Source organism: Amycolatopsis thailandensis (assembly GCF_042723255.1).
GTDB lineage: Bacteria > Actinomycetota > Actinomycetes > Mycobacteriales > Pseudonocardiaceae > Amycolatopsis > Amycolatopsis thailandensis.
In genome coordinates this window covers 17,143-35,285 of the sequence record NZ_JBHXJK010000060.1, presented here as the reverse complement: position 1 = coordinate 35,285, position 18,143 = coordinate 17,143, and the positions used below count along the sequence as shown (strand labels likewise).

Sequence of the window (18,143 nt, the reverse complement as noted above, 5' to 3'; positions counted from 1 at the left end):
CCTCGCTACACTCGGCCATCATGCGCCTTTTTCGTGGGGGTCGGCGAACCGCCCGTGTCGTGGTGGCCCTCGTCGCGGCCGGCGCGGTCCTCATGGCGTGCAGCGACGGAAATGTGCAGTCCCAGGCCGACGGCAAAGGCGGCGGGATCGGCGGAGCCCAGCAGCCGCCCAAGGAGAAGCCGCGGCCGATGGACGTCGAGCTCGCGACGAGCGATCCCCGGGCCAGTGGCGGCGTGGTCGGCGCGGGCGATCAGGACGCGGTCTACAACTACGGCCCGACCGTGATGCAGGACGGCGGCAAGCTCAAGATGTGGTGGTGCAGCCAGTACGGCAGCGCCCAGCCCGCCGGTGACGACGTCCTCTACGCGCAGTCTTCCTCGCTCGACGGTCCCTTCACCGGCCCGTCCGGCGGCGGCCCGGCGGCGGTGTTCTCCGGCGCCCCAGGTGGTTTCGACGGGATGCACACCTGCGATCCGTCGGTGATCAAGGTCGGCTCGACCTACTACATGTATTACACCGGCGCGGCGGGCGACCACGCGCTCGGCAACTCGATCGGGCTCGCCACCAGCCCCGACGGGCTCACCTGGACCCGCGCGGCGGGCGGGCAGCCGATCATCGGGCCCGCGCACGACGTGCACCGCGACAACGTCTACGGCGCGGGCCAGCCTTCGGCGGTGTACCTCGACGGCTGGTTCTACGTGCTCTTCACCGACACCACGGCCAAGGCCGCCGGGTGGAACGGCGCCGGGCAGTTCCTGCTCCGTGCCAAGGACGCGGCGTTCACCCAGGGCGTGGAGACGCTGGGGGAGCAGGGCTTCGTCGCCAAGCCCAGCACGATCTCGCCGCGCACGCGCTCGCTGGTCGACGGATTCAGCACCGACCTGATGTGGGTCGGCGCGCTCGACGCGTTCGTGATCGCGCACGAGACCGACACCGGCACCACGCTCACCTTCTGGACCAGGGACTTCTCCGCGCAGCCGTACCGGCCCGCGATCATCCCCGGCGCGTGGAAGGAGGGCCCCGGCCTGGTCCGGCGGCCCGACGGGCACGCGCCGCTCTCCTCGGGCGACGTCTGCGACCGGGTCCCGTTCGACGTCGTCCGTGCCACGATCGTCGGCGGCGCGGGGGCGCCGACCGACCTCAAACATTTCGGTCTCGACGTCCGGGGCTCGCGGGCCTGCGACGGCGACGCCCGGATCCGGACCTCGTTCGAAGGCGTCGCGATGCCGTCGCCGCAGCGGACCATCGACCTGGTGGCCGACGGCGCCCTGGTGCGGGTCGACCGGCGCTCGGTGGCGGCCGCGCTCGCGGGCGAGGTGCTGGACAAGCGGCTCAAGGTCGTCGACAAGTTCCCGCAGGCCGCGCGCTTGAGCGCCGGGGCGAAAATGGTGCGCGCGCCGGGCCGCGGATTCGGCGTGGTGCTCGACGGCAAGCTGTACGTGGTGCCGGACGCGGGAGCGGCGGCGCTGAACGACTCGACCGTCGAAGAGATCAGTGATCAGGCCTGGGACGGCTTCCCGGCCGGTTTCCCGCTCGCGGGCTGAGCTTCGTCTTCGTCGTCGTCTTCTTCCGCCGGGGCCTTCTTGGCGATGAGCCCGCCGACGAACAGGCCGAGCCCGGCCGGGATCAGCACCAGCAGGGCCGAGAAGGCGGCGCCGCCGGTGAGCGCGCCGCCGAGCTCCGAGGCGCCGGTCTGATCGACGAACACCGCGCGGCCGATCACGTACAGCACGCCCGAGACCGGGCCCGCGATCAGCGCCGCGATGAACCAGTTCTTGCCGCGCTCGGGTTTGCCCTGCCAGGCGTCCACGGCGCTCCAGCCCGCCGCCGCGCCGACCAGGACGGCGAGGGCGAGGGAGGTGAAGAGGGTCTTGTCGGTGGGGTTGAAGACCTCGTACTTGGCCAGCACGGTGACGGCCGCGCCGTGCAGCAGCGCCATCACGAGTCCACGAGTCAGCCACGGTGCCATTGGAGAAGCTTAACTCGCCAGTAGCGACTCGTCGGCCAGGCGACCTGTCTCAAGTACATGAAGGCCCCCTTGCTTGCGCCTAGGTACGTGATGGCCCCCTTCATGTACTTCGGGATCGTCACGTTCGCCCCAGGCGCACCAGCTGTGACTTGTTGGGTCAAGGGGACTGTTGTGGTGCTTAAGCGGTCCGTGAAGGCCTCCTTGAGGGACCCAGAGTCCCTCAAGGAGGCCTTCACGGGCCGCCGGGCACGACAGGCACGAACGGGACCGAGGAAAGGGACCGGCTGACGGTCTCCCCGGAAGCGCGTCAGCGCGACGAGAAGACTTCACCGTCGCGCGCCCTCTTTCGGGCCGGAGGCCCACGGAAACGGATTGCAGGGCGCCCTTCATGACCACGCGAGCTGCAAGCGGGGCCAGCGCCCTGCGAGACGTTTCCGTCAGCGCGCGACATAATGCGACAGTGCGTGAATACTTCTCTCGCCGCCGCGCGGCGCTGCGTTCCCTTCTGGCCGACTCCGGGGTGGACGCGCTGCTGGTCACGGACCTGCTCAACATCAGGTACCTGACCGGCTTCACCGGGTCCAACGCCGCTCTCCTCGTCCACGAGGGCGGCGACGACAAGACGATCTTCTGCACCGACGGCCGCTACACGGTCCAGTCGGCGACCGAGGTCCCCGATCTCGAACGGGTGCTGGACCGCGCGAGCGCGGCCAAGCTCGCCGACCTGGCGGCCGGGAAGAAGCTCGGCAAGACCGGGTTCGAGAGCCAGCACGTGAGCGTCGAGCAGCACGAGGATCTCAAGGTGCGCTTCGACCGCGTCGAGCTGGTCCGGACGCCCGGCCTCGTCGAGCAGCTGCGGCTGGTCAAGGACGAGCAGGAGATCGAGGCGCTGCGCCAGGCGTGCGCGGCGGCCGACAGGGCGCTGGAGGACCTGGTGTCCGCCGGTGGGCTCCGGCCGGGCCGCACCGAGCTGGACGTCGCCCGCGACCTCGAGAACCGCATGCTCGGCCACGGCTCCACCGGGCCGTCGTTCGACACGATCGTCGCGGCGGGAGCCAACTCCGCGATCCCGCATCACCGGCCCACCTCGGCCGTGCTCGCGGCCGGAGGGTTCGTCAAGATCGACTTCGGTGCCACGGTCGACGGGTACCACTCCGACATGACCCGCACGTTCGTGATCGGCAAGCCCGCGGCCTGGCAGGAGGAGGTCTACGAGCTGGTCCAGCGCGCGCAGGCGGCGGGCTGCGAAGCCGTTCTCCCGGGCGCCGAAGTGTCCGAAGTGGACAAAGCGGCGCGTGGTGTGATCGTCGACGCGGGGCGCGGCGAGGAGTTCGGCCACGGTCTCGGCCACGGCGTCGGACTGCAGGTGCACGAGGCGCCCAGCCTGGCCACCACCGGCGTCGGTACACTGTCCGCCGGTATGGCCGTCACCGTCGAGCCTGGTGTGTATCTGCCCGGACGCGGAGGCGTGCGCATCGAGGACACGCTGGTCGTGCGGGAAGGTACGCCCGAACTCCTCACGCTGAGCACCAAGGAACTCGTGGTCGTCTGACGGCGGCCCGGAAGATCGACACAGGAGACTGCACACTCGTGGCCACCACCAACGACCTGAAGAACGGGCTCGTCCTCAAACTCGACGGCCAGCTGTGGACCGTCACCGCGTTCCAGCACGTCAAGCCGGGCAAGGGCGGCGCGTTCGTCCGCACCACGCTCAAGCACGTGCTGAGCGGCAAGGTCGTCGACAAGACCTTCAACGCGGGCACGAAGGTCGAGACGGCCACCGTCGACCGCCGCAACATGACGTACCTGTACAAGGACGGCGCGGACTTCGTGTTCATGGACGCGGAGACCTACGACCAGATCACCGTGCTGGCCGAGACCGTCGCCGACAACGCGAACTACCTGCTCGAGAACACCGAGGTCCAGGTCGCGGTGCACGAGGGTGTCCCGCTGTACATCGAGCTGCCGACCTCGGTCGAGCTGCTCGTCCAGCACACCGACCCGGGTCTGCAGGGCGACCGCTCCACCGGTGGCACCAAGCCGGCCACCCTGGAGACCGGCGCCGAGATCCAGGTGCCGCTGTTCCTCACCACCGGCGAGAAGATCAAGGTCGACACCCGTGACGGCCGCTACCTGGGCCGCGTCTCCAGCTGATGGCCGACTCAGCCAAATCGGGCAAGTCGCCGAACCGCGGCGGGCCGATCAGCCGTCGGCAGGCGCGCAAGCGTGCCGTCGAGATGATGTACGAGGCCGCCCAGCGCGGTGCCGACGCGGTGACGCTGCTGGCGGACAGGGTCGGTTCGGTCGAGGTCGACCCGATCGCGGACTACACGATCTCGCTGGTCGAGGGTGTCACGGGGCGCAAGGCCGCGATCGACGAGCTGCTTTCCGAGCACGCTCAGGGCTGGACGCTGGACCGGATGCCGCCGGTGGACCTCGCGGTGCTGCGGGTCGGCGTCTACGAGCTCCTGTGGGCCGAGGACGTGCCGGATCCGGTCGCCATCGACGAGGCCGTCGGGCTGGCGAAGGAGCTGTCGACCGACGACTCGCCGCGTTTCGTCAACGGCGTGCTCGGCCGCATCGGCACCATCGCCGACAGGCTCAGGGCCGTTCTCTAGAAGACGTACGACAACGGGCCGTGTCCTCTGCCGAGGGCACGGCCCGTTCTCGTGCTCGGTGGCTCCGCTTGGCGTTTCCGGTCCCCCCGGACCGAAAACGTCGCCATCTCTAGTCCTCTTTGGACGGTCGAGCCTCGGGCGGCAGCACACCCCAGTCGATCAGCTGCTCGGTGAGCTCGCCGGGGGTCATGTCGTAGATGATCGCCAGCGAACGCAGGTCCTCGGTGCGGATGGAGAGCACCTTGCCGTTGTAGTCGCCGCGCTGGCTCTGGATCGTGGCCGCGTAGCGGGCGAGCGGCCCGACCTTCTCCGCCGGGAGTTGCTGAAGCCGCTCCAGGTTGATGACGATCTTCGTGGCGGGTTCGGCGCCTGACGGCACCCGGCCCTCCGGCAGCAGCTCGACCACCGGGACGCCGTAGAAATCGGCGAGCTCGGCGAGCTTCTGCACGGTGACGGCGCGGTCGCCGCGCTCGTACGAACCGACGACGACGGCCTTCCAGCGGCCTCCGGACTTCTGCTCGACCCCGTGCAGGGACAGGCCCTGCTGCTGGCGGATCCCGCGGAGCTTGGCCCCGAGCGCCTTGGCGTAATCGCCCATCTGGTGGTTCTCCGTTTCCTCACCCCCAACCGGTCGGGGTGACCGGTCCAGGGGACTCCTCGAGTCGAATACTCAGAGTAATGGTTACGCATAGTTGTCACCAGGTCAAGCGGGTGCTTTCGCGAGGCCTTCGTCACCTGGGGCGCGCCACTCGTAAGAATGAGGGCCGACTCCTGCTAGTGTCGACTCGATTTCCTCGCTACGCAGGAAGTCGACGTCCTTTAAGGACCCGTCCAGAGAGGCGGGGAAGGAGGTCCGCCTTGTCGTCACGCCCGCGTGGCGCGGCGGAACCGGCGGGAGAGCGTGAGCTGCTCTCGTCCGGGGATGTCGCGCGCACGATCGCCCGAATGGCCCACCAGGTCATCGAGAAGACCGCTCTCGGTGCCGGTGGCTCGACTCCGCCCGTGTTGCTGGGCATCCCCACCCGGGGTACCCCGCTCGCCCTGCGGCTCGCGGACAAGATCGCCGAGTTCTCCGGCATCCGTCCGCCGACCGGCGCGCTGGACATCACGCTCTACCGTGATGATCTCCGCCGCCGCCCGCCCCGCGCGCTCGAACATTCGCAGCTGCCGCCGACCGGTATCGACGACGCGGTGGTGATCCTGGTCGACGACGTGCTGTTCTCCGGCCGCACCATCCGCGCAGCCCTCGACGCCCTGCGCGACCACGGCCGCCCGCGCGCGGTCCAGCTGGCCGTGCTGGTCGACCGCGGCCACCGCGAACTGCCGATCCGCGCCGACTACGTGGGCAAGAACGTGCCCACCTCGCGTGCCGAGGGGATCGAGGTTCTGCTGTCCGAAGTGGACGGACGGGACTCGGTTCTGCTGCGCACGCAACCAGAAGGAGATCGATCGTGAAGCACCTGCTCGCCACCGACGGGCTCGACCCGGCGCTCGCGACAGCCGTGCTGGACACCGCCGAAGAGCTCAAGCACACCCTGCTGGGCCGCGAGGTCCGCAAACTGCCGACGTTGCGCGGCCGCACCGTCATCACGTTGTTCTACGAGAACTCGACCCGCACCCGCGTCTCGTTCGAGATCGCGGGGAAGTGGATGAGCGCCGACGTGATCAACGTCTCCGCGTCCAGTTCCTCGGTCAACAAGGGCGAATCGCTGCGGGACACCGCGCTGACACTGGCCGCGGCCGGCGCCGACTGCGTGATCATCCGGCACCCCGCCTCCGGGGCGGCGCAGCGGCTTTCGGGCTGGCTCGCCGAAGCCGGGACGGCGGTCGTCAACGCGGGGGACGGCACGCACGAGCATCCGACGCAGGCGCTGCTCGACGCCGCGACGCTGCGGGAGCGGCTCGGTTCGCTGGAAGGTCGCCGGATCGCGATCGTCGGCGACGTCCTGCACAGCCGGGTGGCGCGGTCGAACATCCACCTGCTGTCCTCGCTCGGCGCCGAAGTGGTGCTCGTCGCGCCGCCGACGCTGCTGCCTGCCGGGGTCGAGACCCTGCCGGTCACGGTGTCGCACGAACTCGACGCCGAACTGCCCGCGGTCGACGCGGTCATGATGCTGCGGGTCCAGGCCGAGCGCATGCACGGTGGCTTTTTCCCGAGCGCGCGTGAGTACTCGATCGCCTACGGCCTCAACGAGCGGCGGATGAAGCTCCTGCCCGAGCACGCCGTCGTCCTGCACCCCGGCCCGATGCTGCGCGGGATGGAGATCGCCTCGGCGGTCGCCGACTCCCCGGCCTCGGCCATCACCGAACAGGTCCGCAACGGCGTCCACGTGCGCATGGCGGTCCTGTACCACTTGCTCGCCAGCGAAGGGGCAGCCGCATGAACACCGTCCTGATCAAGGGCGCCCGACCCTACGGCGAGGGCGATCCGGTCGACGTGCTCGTCGAGGACGGGGTCATCACCGACATCGGGTCCTTGGACACGCCCGAAGACGCCGAAGTGATCGACGCGGGCGGCCAGGTGCTGCTCCCCGGTTTCGTCGACCTGCACACCCACCTGCGCGAACCCGGCCGCGAGGACACCGAGACCATCGCCACCGGTTCGGCCGCGGCCGCGCTCGGTGGCTACACGGCGGTGTTCGCCATGGCCAACACCGACCCGGTGGCCGACAACGCGGTGATCGTCGACCACGTGTGGCGGCGCGGCCAGGAGGCCGGGCTGGTCGACGTGCACCCGGTCGGCGCGGTCACCGTGGGCCTCAAGGGCGAGAAGCTCGCCGAGCTGGGCACCATGGCGAAGTCCGAAGCCCAGGTGAAGGTGTTCTCCGACGACGGACTCTGCGTCGCGGACCCGCTGCTCATGCGCCGCGCGCTGGAGTACTCGACGGCGCTCGGCGTGGTCATCGCCCAGCACGCCGAAGAGCCGCGGCTGACCGTCGGCGCGCAGGCGCACGAAGGCGAGCAGGCCGCGCGCCTGGGCTACACCGGCTGGCCCGCTTCGGCGGAGGAGTCGATCGTCGCCCGGGACTGCCTGCTGGCCCAGCACGCGAACGCGCGGCTGCACGTCTGCCACGTCTCGACCTCGGGCACGGCCGACATCCTGAAGTGGGCCAAGGACCGCGGCACCCAGGTCTCCGCCGAGGTCACGCCGCACCACCTGCTGCTGACCGACGAGCGGCTCGCGACCTACGACCCGGTCAACAAGGTCAACCCGCCGCTGCGCACCGGATCCGACGCGGAGAAGCTCCGCGCCGCGCTGGCCGAGGGCGTCATCGACTGTGTCGCCACCGACCACGCGCCGCACGCGGTCCAGGACAAGGACTGCGAGTGGAACTCGGCCCGGCCCGGCATGCTCGGTCTCCAGACCGCGCTGTCGATCGTGGTCGAGACCATGGTCCGCACCGGCCTGCTGGACTGGCGCGGCGTCGCGCGGGTGATGAGCGAGCGGCCCGCCGAGATCGGCAACCTGGCCGACCACGGCCGTCCGATCGAGGTCGGCGAACCGGCGAACCTGACGCTGGTCGACCCGGACACCGAATGGACCGTGCGGGGCGCGGAGTTCGCGAGCATCGCGGCCAACACCCCGTACGAAGGAATGCGGCTCCCCGGCGTGGTGACGGCGACGTTGCTGCGCGGGCGGATCACCGCGCGGGAAGGGAAGATCACCGCATGAGCGACCGGATCCTGCTGACCCTGGCGGTCTTCGCCTTCTTCCTCCTCTGCGTCTTCCTGATGTGGCGTGGCTGGCGGCGCAAGTCCCGCGCCCAGAGCGTCCAGGTGCCGCCGTTCGCCGAGATCCCGGCCGAGCCGGGTGAGGCGTCGCTCGAATCGACCGGCGTCTACATCAGCACGACGACCGCGGGGCACTGGCAGGAGCGCGTGGTCACCCGCGGCGCCGGCCTGCGCACCGGCGCGGTCTGGCGCCTGCACGAAGACGGCGTCGCCATCGAACGCGGCGGCGCCCCGGACTTCTGGATCCCGCGCGCCTCGGTCACCGGCGTCCGCAAGGACAAGGGGATGGCCGGGAAGGTGATGGGCATCGACGCGCTGCTGGTCATCACCTGGCTGGCGGGCGACGTCGAACTGGACACCGGATTCCGCGGCGACGACGTCGACGACTATCCACAGTGGATCGAAGCTTTGCAAGACACTCGCAACGACATCAAGGGAGGTGCCTGATGAGCACCGTGAACGGCACCCGTGCGCCCGCCGCGCTGGTACTCGAAGACGGCCGCGTGTTCCGCGGCTCCGCCTATGGCGCCCGCGGCCGGAGCCTGGGCGAGGCGGTGTTCTGCACCGGCATGACCGGCTACCAGGAGACGCTGACCGACCCCTCCTACCACCGGCAGATCGTGGTCCAGACCGCGCCGCAGATCGGCAACACCGGCTGGAACGACGAGGACGACGAGTCCTCGCGCATCTGGGTCTCCGGTTACGTCGTCCGCGACCCCGCGCGCACGCCGTCCAACTGGCGCGCCAAGCGCACGCTGGACGAGGAGCTGGAGCGCCAGGGCGTAGTCGGGATCTCCGAAGTGGACACCCGCACGCTGACCAGGCACCTGCGCGAGCAGGGCGCCATGCGGTCCGGCGTCTTCTCCGGCGACGCGCTCGGCACCGACGAGGAGATGCTCGCCGAGGTCAAGGCCAGCCCGCAGATGAAGGGCGCCGACCTCGCCGGAGAGGTCAGCACCAAAGAGACCTACGTCGTCAAGGCGCAGGGGGAGACGCGCTTCCGTGTCGCCGCGCTGGACCTGGGCATCAAGTCCAACACCCCGCGCCTGATGGCCGCGCGCGGCATCGAGGTGCACGTGCTGCCCTCGTCGTCCACTGTGGACGATCTGCTCGCGATCGAGGCGGACGGTGTCTTCCTGTCCAACGGCCCCGGCGACCCGGCGACCACCGCGCACGCGACGGAGCTGACGAAATCGGTGCTGCAGCGGGAGATCCCGCTGTTCGGCATCTGCTTCGGCAACCAGATCCTCGGCCGCGCGCTGGGACTGGGCACCTACAAGATGCGCTACGGCCACCGCGGGATCAACATCCCGGTGATCGACGTGGCGACCAAACGCGTCGCGATCACCGCGCAGAACCACGGCTTCGCCCTCGAAGGCGAGCCGGGACAGCGGTTCGAGACGCCGTTCGGCGCCGCGCAGATCTCGCACTACTGCCCGAACGACGACACCGTCGAAGGTGTCCGCGCGTTCGACGTCCCCGCGTTCTCGGTGCAGTACCACCCCGAGGCCGCCGCCGGCCCGCACGACGCGGCGCCCCTGTTCGATGAGTTCGTCAGCTTGATGGAGAAGAAGGCCAAGTAATGCCGAAGAGGACAGACATCCAGCACGTGCTGGTCATCGGCTCCGGGCCGATCGTGATCGGCCAGGCCGCGGAGTTCGACTACTCCGGAACCCAGGCCTGCCGCGTACTCCGCGAAGAGGGACTGCGTGTCTCGCTGGTGAACTCGAACCCGGCGACCATCATGACCGACCCCGAGTTCGCCGACGCCACCTACATCGAGCCGGTCACGCCGGAATACGTCGAGAAGGTCATCGCCGAGGAGCGCCCCGACGCGATCCTCGCGACGCTGGGCGGCCAGACGGCGCTGAACTGCGCCGTCGCCCTGCACGACCGCGGTGTCCTGGAGAAGTACGGCGTCGAGCTGATCGGCGCCGACGTCGAGGCCATCCAGCGCGGTGAGGACCGGCAGAAGTTCAAGGACATCGTCCGCACGATCGGCGCCGAGGTGCCGCGTTCGCGGGTCTGCCACGACATGGACGAGGTCCGCGCGACCGTCGCCGAGGTCGGCCTCCCGGTCGTCATCCGGCCGTCGTTCACCATGGGCGGGCTCGGCTCGGGCATGGCGCACACCGACGAGGAGCTGGAGCGGCTCGCCTCCACCGGTCTCGACGAGTCGCCGGTCACCGAGGTGCTCATCGAGGAGAGCGTCCTCGGCTGGAAGGAGTTCGAACTCGAGCTCATGCGCGACCGGCACGACAACGTGGTGGTCGTCTGCTCGATCGAGAACATCGACGCGATGGGCGTGCACACCGGCGACTCGGTCACCGTCGCGCCCGCGATGACCCTGACCGACCGCGAGTACCAGCACATGCGTGACGTCGGCATCGCGGTGTTGCGCGAGGTCGGCGTCGACACCGGCGGCTGCAACATCCAGTTCGCGATCAACCCGGAAGACGGCCGCATGGTCGTCATCGAGATGAACCCGCGGGTTTCGCGGTCGAGCGCGCTGGCGTCGAAGGCGACCGGTTTCCCGATCGCCAAGATCGCCGCGAAGCTCGCCATCGGCTACACCCTCGACGAGATCCGCAACGACATCACCGGCGAGACCCCGGCGGCCTTCGAGCCGACGCTGGATTACGTCGTGGTGAAGGTGCCGCGGTTCGCCTTCGAGAAGTTCCCGGGCGCGGACCCGACGCTGACCACGACGATGAAGAGCGTCGGCGAGGCGATGTCGTTCGGCCGCAGCTTCCCCGAGGCCCTCGGCAAGGCGCTGCGCTCCATCGACACCAAGGCCACCGGCTTCTGGACCCGCCCCGATCCCGAAGGCGCGACGCTGGAATCCGTGCTGGAGGCACTGCGCACCCCGCACGACGGGCGTCTCTACGAGGTCGAGCGGGCGCTGCGGTTCGGCGGCACCGTGGAGCAGATCCACGAGGCGTCGGGCATCGACCCGTGGTTCATCGACCAGATCGCCCTCATCGGCGAGGTCGGCGCCGAGGTCCGCGACGCCCAGGTGCTGGACGAGCCGCTGCTGCGGCGCGCCAAGCGGATCGGTCTGTCCGACCGTCAGATCGCCTCGCTGCGGCCGGAACTGGCGGGGGAGGACGGCGTCCGCGCGCTGCGCCGCCGTCTCGGGGTGCGGCCGGTGTACAAGACCGTCGACACCTGCGCGGCCGAATTCGCGGCCAAGACGCCGTACCACTACTCGGCCTACGAGACCGATCCCGCCGCGCAGTCGGAGATCACCGCGCAGACCGAGAAGCCGAAGGTCCTGATCCTCGGCTCCGGGCCGAACCGCATCGGGCAGGGCATCGAGTTCGACTACTCGTGCGTGCACGCCGCGATCGCCCTGCGCGAGGCCGGTTTCGAGGCCGTCATGGTCAACTGCAACCCCGAGACCGTCTCCACCGACTACGACACCTCGGACAGGCTCTACTTCGAGCCGCTGTCGTTCGAGGACGTGCTGGAGGTCGTCAACGCCGAGCAGGAGTCGGGCACCGTCGCCGGGGTCATCGTGCAGCTGGGCGGCCAGACGCCGCTCTCGCTCGCGAAGCGCCTGGCCGACGCCGGTGTCCCGGTGATCGGCACCTCCCCGGACGCGATCCACCTGGCCGAGGACCGCGGCGCGTTCGGCGAGGTCCTCACCGACGCCGGGCTGCCCGCGCCGAAGTACGGCACGGCGACCTCGTTCGAGGGTGCGAAGCGGATCGCCGACAAGATCGGCTACCCGGTCCTCGTGCGGCCGTCCTACGTGCTGGGCGGGCGTGGCATGGAGATCGTGTACGACGAGGAGTCGCTCGCCGGCTACATCCACCGCGCCACCGAGGTCACCCCCGAGCACCCGGTGCTGGTGGACCGCTTCCTCGACGACGCCATCGAGATCGACGTCGACGCGCTGTTCGACGGCGACGAGCTGTTCCTCGGCGGCGTCATGGAGCACATCGAGGAGGCCGGGATCCACTCCGGCGACTCCTCGTGCGCGCTGCCGCCGATCACGCTGGGCCGGACCGACATCGAGACGGTGCGCCGCTCGACCGAGGCCATCGCGCGTGGCGTCGGCGTCCGCGGGCTCCTGAACGTCCAGTACGCGCTCAAGGACGACGTCCTGTACGTCCTGGAAGCCAACCCACGCGCGTCGCGGACCGTGCCGTTCGTGTCGAAGGCGACCGCGGTGCCGCTGGCCAAGGCCGCGGCGCTGATCATGACCGGCTCGTCGATCAAGGACCTGCGCGAGTCCGGCGTCCTCCCGGCCGAGGGCGACGGGGGCCACCTGCCCGCCGATTCGCCGGTCGCGGTCAAGGAAGCCGTCCTGCCGTTCCACCGCTTCCGCACGCCGGAGGGCCACGGCGTCGACTCGCTGCTCGGCCCGGAGATGAAGTCCACCGGCGAGGTCATGGGTGTCGACGTCTCCTTCGGCAAGGCGTTCGCCAAGTCGCAGGCGGGGGCCTACGGTTCGCTGCCGACTTCGGGCAAGGTCTTCGTCTCCGTCGCCAACCGCGACAAGCGTTCGCTGGTGTTCCCGGTGAAGCGCCTGGCGGACCTCGGGTTCGAGATCCTCGCCACCTCGGGTACCGCGGAAGTGTTGCGGCGCAACGGGGTCGCCTGCACTGTCGTGCGCAAGCACTACGAAGGTTCCGCCGAAGGCGAACAGAACGTCGTGGATGTCATCCTCAGCGGCGAAGTGCAGATGGTGATCAACACGCCCTACGGCAACAGCGGTCCGCGGATCGACGGCTACGAGATCCGCACCGCGGCGGTGTCGCGGGACATCCCCTGCATCACCACGGTGCAGGGCGCCGCGGCGGCCGTGCACGGGATAGAGGCCGTCATCAAGGGCGACATCGGCGTGCGGTCGCTGCAGAGCCTCCAGGCGGCGCTGAAGGCGAAGGCGTGAGCGGGCGGTTCGGGGCGAGGCTGGCGCGGGCGGTCGCGGAAAAGGGGCCGCTCTGCGCCGGGATCGACCCCCATCCCGGGTTGCTCCAGGCGTGGGGGCTCCCGGCGGACGCGGGCGGCTTGGAGAAGTTCGCCCTCACGGCCGCCGAGGCGATCGCGCCCGAGGTCGCGGTCGTCAAGCCCCAGTCGGCCTTTTTCGAGGCCTACGGGCCTCCTGGGGTCGCCGTTCTGGCCAAGACGATGAAGGTGTGCCGGGAAGCGGGCGCGCTCGTCCTGCTGGACGTCAAACGCGGCGACATCGGCTCCACGATGGCGGCGTACACGGCGGCTTTCCTGCCGTCCGGCGCGGAACTCGAGGCCGACGCCATAACGGTGTCCCCATACCTCGGGTTCGGTTCGCTGGACTTCGCCGTCGAGGTTGCGCAGGCGCAAGGCAAGGGGCTGTTCGTCCTCGCGCGCACCTCCAACCCGGAGGCGCAGGGATTGCAGAACGCCTTGCTGCCCAACGGAAAGACTGTCGCGCAGGACATCGTCGACACGGCGGGCGCGCATAACGCCGGCGTCGGTCCGCTGGGTGACATCGGTGTCGTCGTCGGCGCCACCATCAAGCCGGGAGAGCTCGATCTGAGCAAGCTGAACGGTCCCGTCCTGGCGCCCGGTTTCGGGGCCCAGGGGGCCACTCCGGCCGATTTGCGGGCCCTTTTCGGGCCGGGGCTGCCGGGTGTGCTCCCCGCGTCGTCCCGCGACGTCCTCAAGCACGGACCGGACCCCGAATCCCTCCGTGCGGCCGTTCGGCGGACACGGGATTCCCTCGGACCCCTGGAAAAAGGCCAATAGCAGGCCCGGGAATCCGTCATGACCAGCCACCCCCGCATTGTGGGCCGAGGTAACGGGTGGGTACCGTCGCCACACCCACCCAGATTTGAGAACTACCGGAGGAAAACGTGGCACTTCCCCAGCTGACAGAGGAACAGCGCGCTGCGGCGCTGGAGAAGGCCGCCGCCGCCCGCCGCATCCGTGCTGAGCTGAAGGAGCGGCTGAAGCGGGGCGGTACCACTCTGGTCGACGTGTTGAAGCAGGCCGAGGAGAACGAAGTCCTCGGCAAGATGAAGGTCTCGGCTCTGCTCGAGGCTCTTCCGGGTGTCGGCAAGGTCCGCGCCCAGCAGACCATGGAACGACTGGAGATCGCACCCAGCCGTCGTCTTCGCGGCCTCGGCGACCGGCAGCGCAAGGCGCTGCTGGCCGAATTCAGCGGCGAGTGAGCGGCATCGGTCAGGACCACCCGGTGAACCCGGGCGCTGACCGCGGCGGTGAGCCGGTGGCGGGAGTCGAATCCCGGCACCGGCTCACGGTCGTCTCAGGGCCTTCGGGGGTCGGGAAGTCGAGCGTGGCGAAGGAGCTGCGCAAGCTGGATCCGGAGATCTATTTCAGCGTCTCGGTGACCACCAGGAAGCCGAGGCCGGGTGAGGTGGACGGCGAGCACTACCACTTCGTCGACCGCGCCGAGTTCGACCGCATGGTCACCGACGGCGAACTGCTCGAACACGCCGAGTTCACCGGCAACTGCTACGGCACCCCGCGCGAGCCCGTGGACCGGGCTTTGGCGGCCGGGCGCAACGCGATCCTGGAGATCGAACTCCAGGGCGCGCGGCAGGTCCGCAAGGCGATGCCGGAGGCGCGGCTGGTGATGCTGATGCCGCCGTCGTGGGACGAACTGGTCGGCAGGCTGACCGGCCGCGGCACCGAGAACGAAGCCGCGGTGAAGGCCAGGCTGGCCGAGGCCGAGCGCGAACTCGCCGCCGCCGGGGAGTTCGACGAGCGCGTCGTCAACGCCGACGTGCGAGAGGCCGCCGAGCAGTTGCTAAACTTGATAACCGGCGATCATCAGACCGAAGATTCGGAGCACCACGAGTGACGACTCAGGCCACGCTGCACGAAGAGCTCGAAGGCATCACCAACCCGCCCATCGACGACCTCCTCGAGAAGGTCAGCTCGAAGTACGCGCTGGTGATCTACTCGGCCAAGCGCGCTCGCCAGATCAACGACTACTACGCCCAGCTGGGCGAGGGCCTGCTGGAGTACGTCGGCCCGCTGGTCGAGCCGGGCCCGCGCGAGAAGCCGCTGTCCATCGCCCTGCGCGAGATCCACGGCGGTCTGCTCGAGCACACCGAGGGTGAATAAACCTCGCGTTGTCCTGGGCGTAGGTGGCGGGATCGCCGCCTACAAGGCCTGTGAGGTCCTGCGCGGACTGACCGAGACCGGTCACGACGTCCGCGTGGTCCCCACCGACGCCGCGCTGAACTTCGTCGGCGCGGCCACCTTCGAGGCACTGTCCGGGAACCCGGTCCACACCGGCGTGTTCACCGAAGTGCCCGAGGTCCAGCACGTCCGCGTCGGCAAGGAAGCCGACCTGGTGATCGTCGTGCCCGCCACGGCGAACCTCCTCGCCAAGGCCGCGCACGGTATCGCGGACGACCTGCTGACGAACACCCTGCTCACCGCCCGGTGCCCGGTCGCCTTCTTCCCGGCGATGCACACCGAGATGTGGGAGCACCCGGCCACCCGCGACAACGTGGCGCTGCTGCGCTCGCGCGGACTGGTCGTCGCCGAACCCGCCGCCGGCAGGCTCACCGGCAAGGACACCGGCAAGGGACGGCTCGCCGACCCGGCCGAGATCGTCGACCTCGCCCGGCTCCTGCTCGCCGTGCCGAACGCCCTCCCGCGCGACCTCGAAGGCGTGCGCGTGGCTATCTCGGCGGGCGGTACCCGCGAACCGCTGGACCCTGTCCGCTATCTGGGCAACCGCTCGTCGGGCAAGCAGGGCTACGCGCTGGCCCGGGTCGCCGCCCAGCGCGGCGCGGAGGTCACCCTGGTCGCCGCGCACACCGTCGCGCTGCCGGAGCCCGCGGGCGCGAAGGTCGTCCACGTGTCGACAGCCGAGGAGATGCGCCAGGCGATGCACGCCGAGGCCGCCTCCGCCGACATCCTGGTGATGGCCGCCGCCGTCGCCGACTTCCGGCCGTCGAACCGGGCCGATCACAAGATCAAGAAGTCCGACGACACGCCGGATCCCGTGGTCGAGCTCGCGCGGAACGCGGACATCCTGGCCGAACTGGTGCGGAACCGGACGAACGGCCAGCTGATCGTGGGATTCGCCGCCGAAACCGGGGACGACAAGGGTGGCGTGCTCGATCACGCCCGGGTCAAACTGAAGCGCAAGGGCGCGGACCTGCTGGTGGTGAACGCCGTCGGCGAAGGGAAAGCGTTCGGGACCGAGGACAACTCGGGCTGGCTGCTCGGAGCGGACGGGACCGAGATCCCGATTCCACTGGGTGCCAAGGCCGAACTGGCGTCCACATTGTGGGACGCTGTTGTGACCTTGATGAAGCGTTGAGAGTCCCCACAGCGATAGTCAGTAGGCTTGAGCACAAGCTGAGGGGTGCCTAACTTACTGGGCATCAGACGTCTAGGTGAGGGAGTGACGGCCACCGTGACCGCGTCCACGAGCAGACTGTTCACATCGGAATCGGTGACTGAGGGTCATCCTGACAAAATTTGCGACGCCATCAGCGACTCGATCCTGGACGGCCTGCTGGCCAAGGACCCGCGCAGCCGGGTGGCGGTCGAAACCCTCATCACCACCGGGCAGGTGCACGTCGCCGGTGAGGTGACCACCGAGGCCTACGCGGACATCCCGACCATCGTCCGCGACGTGATCCTGAAGATCGGCTACGACTCGTCGGCCAAGGGCTTCGACGGCAACTCGTGCGGCGTCAACGTCGCGATCGGCTCGCAGTCGCCGGACATCGCGCAGGGTGTCGACACCGCGTACGAGTCCCGCGTCGAGTCCGACGAGGACGAGATCAACCGCCAGGGCGCCGGCGACCAGGGCCTCATGTTCGGCTACGCCTGCTCGGACACCCCCGAGCTGATGCCGCTGCCGATCGCGCTGGCGCACCGGCTCTCGCAGCGGCTGACCCGGGTCCGCAAGGACGGTGTGCTGCCGTACCTGCGCCCGGACGGCAAGACCCAGGTCACCATCGAGTACGCCGGTGACCAGCCGGTGCGGCTCGACACGGTGGTCGTGTCCACCCAGCACGCGGACGGCATCGACCTGGAGCAGATGCTCGGTGTCGACGTCCGCGAGCACGTGGTCGCCCCGGAGATCGCCGAGCTCGGCCTCGACACCTCCAACGTGCGGCTGCTGGTCAACCCGACCGGCCGGTTCGTCATCGGCGGACCGATGGGTGACGCGGGCCTGACCGGCCGCAAGATCATCGTCGACACCTACGGCGGCATGGCCCGTCACGGTGGCGGCGCGTTCTCGGGCAAGGACCCCTCCAAGGTGGACCGCTCGGCCGCGTACGCGATGCGCTGGGTGGCGAAGAACGTCATCGCCGCCGGGCTCGCCGCGCGCGCCGAGGTCCAGGTGGCGTACGCGATCGGCAAGGCGGCCCCGGTGGGCCTCTTCGTCGAGACCTTCGGCACCGAGACGGTCGACCCGACGAAGATCCAGGCCGCCATCACGGAGGTCTTCGACCTGCGTCCGGCCGCGATCATCCGCGACCTCGACCTGCTTCGCCCGATCTACGCGCCGACGGCCGCGTACGGCCACTTCGGCCGTCCCGAGCTGGGTCTCCCTTGGGAGAGCACTGCCCGTGCGGCGGACCTGAAGTCGGCCGCGGGCGCCTGATCGCTCGCTCCGTGAAGGCCTCCTTTCCTACCTTGAGGGTAGGGAAGGAGGCCTTCACTACGTCCCGGGTCTGACGTGGTGCGTGCCGTGACTCGCGTGATCAGGGACCGCACTCACGTGCTTGGAGGCGTAACTCGCGTGCTTGGAGGCGGAACTCGAGTGTGCGGCCTCCAAGCACGCGAGTTCCGTCTCCACGCACGCGAGATCCGTCTCCGAGCACGCGAGTTCCGTGTTC

At 69.6% G+C, this 18,143-nt stretch carries 18 protein-coding genes; 16 read left to right on the top strand and 2 right to left on the bottom strand.

What is annotated here, in order from left to right:
* Window positions 1–59: 59 nt before the first annotated feature.
* Complete coding sequence (locus ACFWMR_RS23710) at window positions 60–1,544, top strand: beta-xylosidase (RefSeq protein WP_378379942.1); 1,485 nt, start codon at window positions 60–62, stop codon at window positions 1,542–1,544.
* Here ACFWMR_RS23710 and ACFWMR_RS23705 read toward each other — a convergent pair.
* A complete protein-coding gene (locus tag ACFWMR_RS23705) occupies window positions 1,499–1,939 on the bottom strand; it encodes a hypothetical protein (protein ID WP_378379941.1) in 441 nt (146 codons plus the stop codon). The genes ACFWMR_RS23710 and ACFWMR_RS23705 overlap by 46 nt on opposite strands.
* A 490-nt stretch (window positions 1,940–2,429) precedes the next feature.
* Here ACFWMR_RS23705 and ACFWMR_RS23700 point away from each other — a divergent pair, with 490 nt between their 5' ends.
* Genes ACFWMR_RS23700 through nusB form a run of 3 tightly spaced genes read left to right on the top strand, consistent with a single transcriptional unit; the run spans window position 2,430 to window position 4,587 of the window.
* A complete protein-coding gene (locus ACFWMR_RS23700) occupies window positions 2,430–3,521 on the top strand; it encodes a M24 family metallopeptidase (RefSeq protein ID WP_093933934.1) in 1,092 nt (363 codons plus the stop codon).
* 38 nt (window positions 3,522–3,559) lie between these two features.
* Window positions 3,560–4,123, top strand: a complete 564-nt coding sequence (efp, locus tag ACFWMR_RS23695; protein ID WP_093933933.1) for an elongation factor P — start codon at window positions 3,560–3,562, stop codon at window positions 4,121–4,123.
* Window positions 4,123–4,587: a transcription antitermination factor NusB gene (nusB, locus tag ACFWMR_RS23690; protein ID WP_093933932.1), complete on the top strand. Its 465-nt coding sequence runs from the start codon at window positions 4,123–4,125 to the stop codon at window positions 4,585–4,587. Before efp ends, nusB begins: the two co-directional genes overlap by 1 nt.
* Window positions 4,588–4,696: 109 nt before the next feature.
* Here nusB and bldD read toward each other — a convergent pair whose 3' ends face one another.
* Entirely contained in the window at window positions 4,697–5,185 is a 489-nt protein-coding gene (gene bldD / locus ACFWMR_RS23685; protein ID WP_003096372.1) for a transcriptional regulator BldD, read from the bottom strand.
* Between the two features lie 260 nt (window positions 5,186–5,445).
* Between bldD and pyrR the strand changes: the two genes are divergently transcribed.
* The 12 genes from pyrR to metK all read left to right on the top strand — a co-directional run bounded on the left by pyrR (window position 5,446) and on the right by metK (window position 17,908).
* A complete protein-coding gene (gene pyrR, locus ACFWMR_RS23680) occupies window positions 5,446–6,042 on the top strand; it encodes a bifunctional pyr operon transcriptional regulator/uracil phosphoribosyltransferase PyrR (protein WP_093933931.1) in 597 nt (198 codons plus the stop codon).
* Window positions 6,039–6,971, top strand: coding sequence for an aspartate carbamoyltransferase catalytic subunit (locus ACFWMR_RS23675; RefSeq protein ID WP_093933930.1), 933 nt, complete (start codon window positions 6,039–6,041; stop codon window positions 6,969–6,971). The genes pyrR and ACFWMR_RS23675 overlap by 4 nt, the downstream gene beginning before the upstream one ends.
* Complete coding sequence (locus ACFWMR_RS23670; protein WP_093933929.1) at window positions 6,968–8,260, top strand: dihydroorotase; 1,293 nt, start codon at window positions 6,968–6,970, stop codon at window positions 8,258–8,260. Before ACFWMR_RS23675 ends, ACFWMR_RS23670 begins: the two co-directional genes overlap by 4 nt.
* Window positions 8,257–8,766 (top strand): PH-like domain-containing protein, encoded by a 510-nt coding sequence (locus ACFWMR_RS23665; protein ID WP_093933928.1) that lies wholly within the window; start codon window positions 8,257–8,259, stop codon window positions 8,764–8,766. Before ACFWMR_RS23670 ends, ACFWMR_RS23665 begins: the two co-directional genes overlap by 4 nt.
* Window positions 8,766–9,902, top strand: a complete 1,137-nt coding sequence (gene carA / locus ACFWMR_RS23660; RefSeq protein WP_093933927.1) for a glutamine-hydrolyzing carbamoyl-phosphate synthase small subunit — start codon at window positions 8,766–8,768, stop codon at window positions 9,900–9,902. The genes ACFWMR_RS23665 and carA overlap by 1 nt, the downstream gene beginning before the upstream one ends.
* Entirely contained in the window at window positions 9,902–13,216 is a 3,315-nt protein-coding gene (gene carB / locus ACFWMR_RS23655) for a carbamoyl-phosphate synthase large subunit (RefSeq protein WP_093933926.1), read from the top strand. The genes carA and carB overlap by 1 nt, the downstream gene beginning before the upstream one ends.
* Window positions 13,213–14,052, top strand: a complete 840-nt coding sequence (gene pyrF, locus ACFWMR_RS23650) for an orotidine-5'-phosphate decarboxylase (protein ID WP_378379928.1) — start codon at window positions 13,213–13,215, stop codon at window positions 14,050–14,052. The genes carB and pyrF overlap by 4 nt, the downstream gene beginning before the upstream one ends.
* A gap of 107 nt (window positions 14,053–14,159) precedes the next feature.
* Window positions 14,160–14,477, top strand: a complete 318-nt coding sequence (gene mihF, locus ACFWMR_RS23645) for an integration host factor, actinobacterial type (RefSeq protein WP_003096398.1) — start codon at window positions 14,160–14,162, stop codon at window positions 14,475–14,477.
* Entirely contained in the window at window positions 14,474–15,130 is a 657-nt protein-coding gene (gene gmk, locus ACFWMR_RS23640) for a guanylate kinase (protein WP_378379927.1), read from the top strand. The genes mihF and gmk overlap by 4 nt, the downstream gene beginning before the upstream one ends.
* Window positions 15,127–15,396 (top strand): DNA-directed RNA polymerase subunit omega, encoded by a 270-nt coding sequence (gene rpoZ / locus ACFWMR_RS23635; RefSeq protein WP_005152353.1) that lies wholly within the window; start codon window positions 15,127–15,129, stop codon window positions 15,394–15,396. The genes gmk and rpoZ overlap by 4 nt, the downstream gene beginning before the upstream one ends.
* Window positions 15,389–16,609, top strand: a complete 1,221-nt coding sequence (gene coaBC, locus ACFWMR_RS23630; RefSeq protein WP_378379926.1) for a bifunctional phosphopantothenoylcysteine decarboxylase/phosphopantothenate--cysteine ligase CoaBC — start codon at window positions 15,389–15,391, stop codon at window positions 16,607–16,609. Before rpoZ ends, coaBC begins: the two co-directional genes overlap by 8 nt.
* 96 nt (window positions 16,610–16,705) lie before the next feature.
* Window positions 16,706–17,908, top strand: a complete 1,203-nt coding sequence (gene metK, locus ACFWMR_RS23625) for a methionine adenosyltransferase (RefSeq protein WP_364215911.1) — start codon at window positions 16,706–16,708, stop codon at window positions 17,906–17,908.
* Window positions 17,909–18,143 lie beyond the last annotated feature (235 nt).

Coding starts and splice junctions, on each gene's coding strand:
- ACFWMR_RS23705 (WP_378379941.1), bottom strand. CDS start 1,939: ATGGCGCTGCTGCACGGCGCGGCCGTCACCGTGCTGGCCAAGTACGAG.
- nusB (WP_093933932.1), top strand. CDS start 4,123: ATGGCCGACTCAGCCAAATCGGGCAAGTCGCCGAACCGCGGCGGGCCG.
- bldD (WP_003096372.1), bottom strand. CDS start 5,185: ATGGGCGATTACGCCAAGGCGCTCGGGGCCAAGCTCCGCGGGATCCGC.
- ACFWMR_RS23670 (WP_093933929.1), top strand. CDS start 6,968: ATGAACACCGTCCTGATCAAGGGCGCCCGACCCTACGGCGAGGGCGAT.
- ACFWMR_RS23665 (WP_093933928.1), top strand. CDS start 8,257: ATGAGCGACCGGATCCTGCTGACCCTGGCGGTCTTCGCCTTCTTCCTC.
- carA (WP_093933927.1), top strand. CDS start 8,766: ATGAGCACCGTGAACGGCACCCGTGCGCCCGCCGCGCTGGTACTCGAA.
- carB (WP_093933926.1), top strand. CDS start 9,902: ATGCCGAAGAGGACAGACATCCAGCACGTGCTGGTCATCGGCTCCGGG.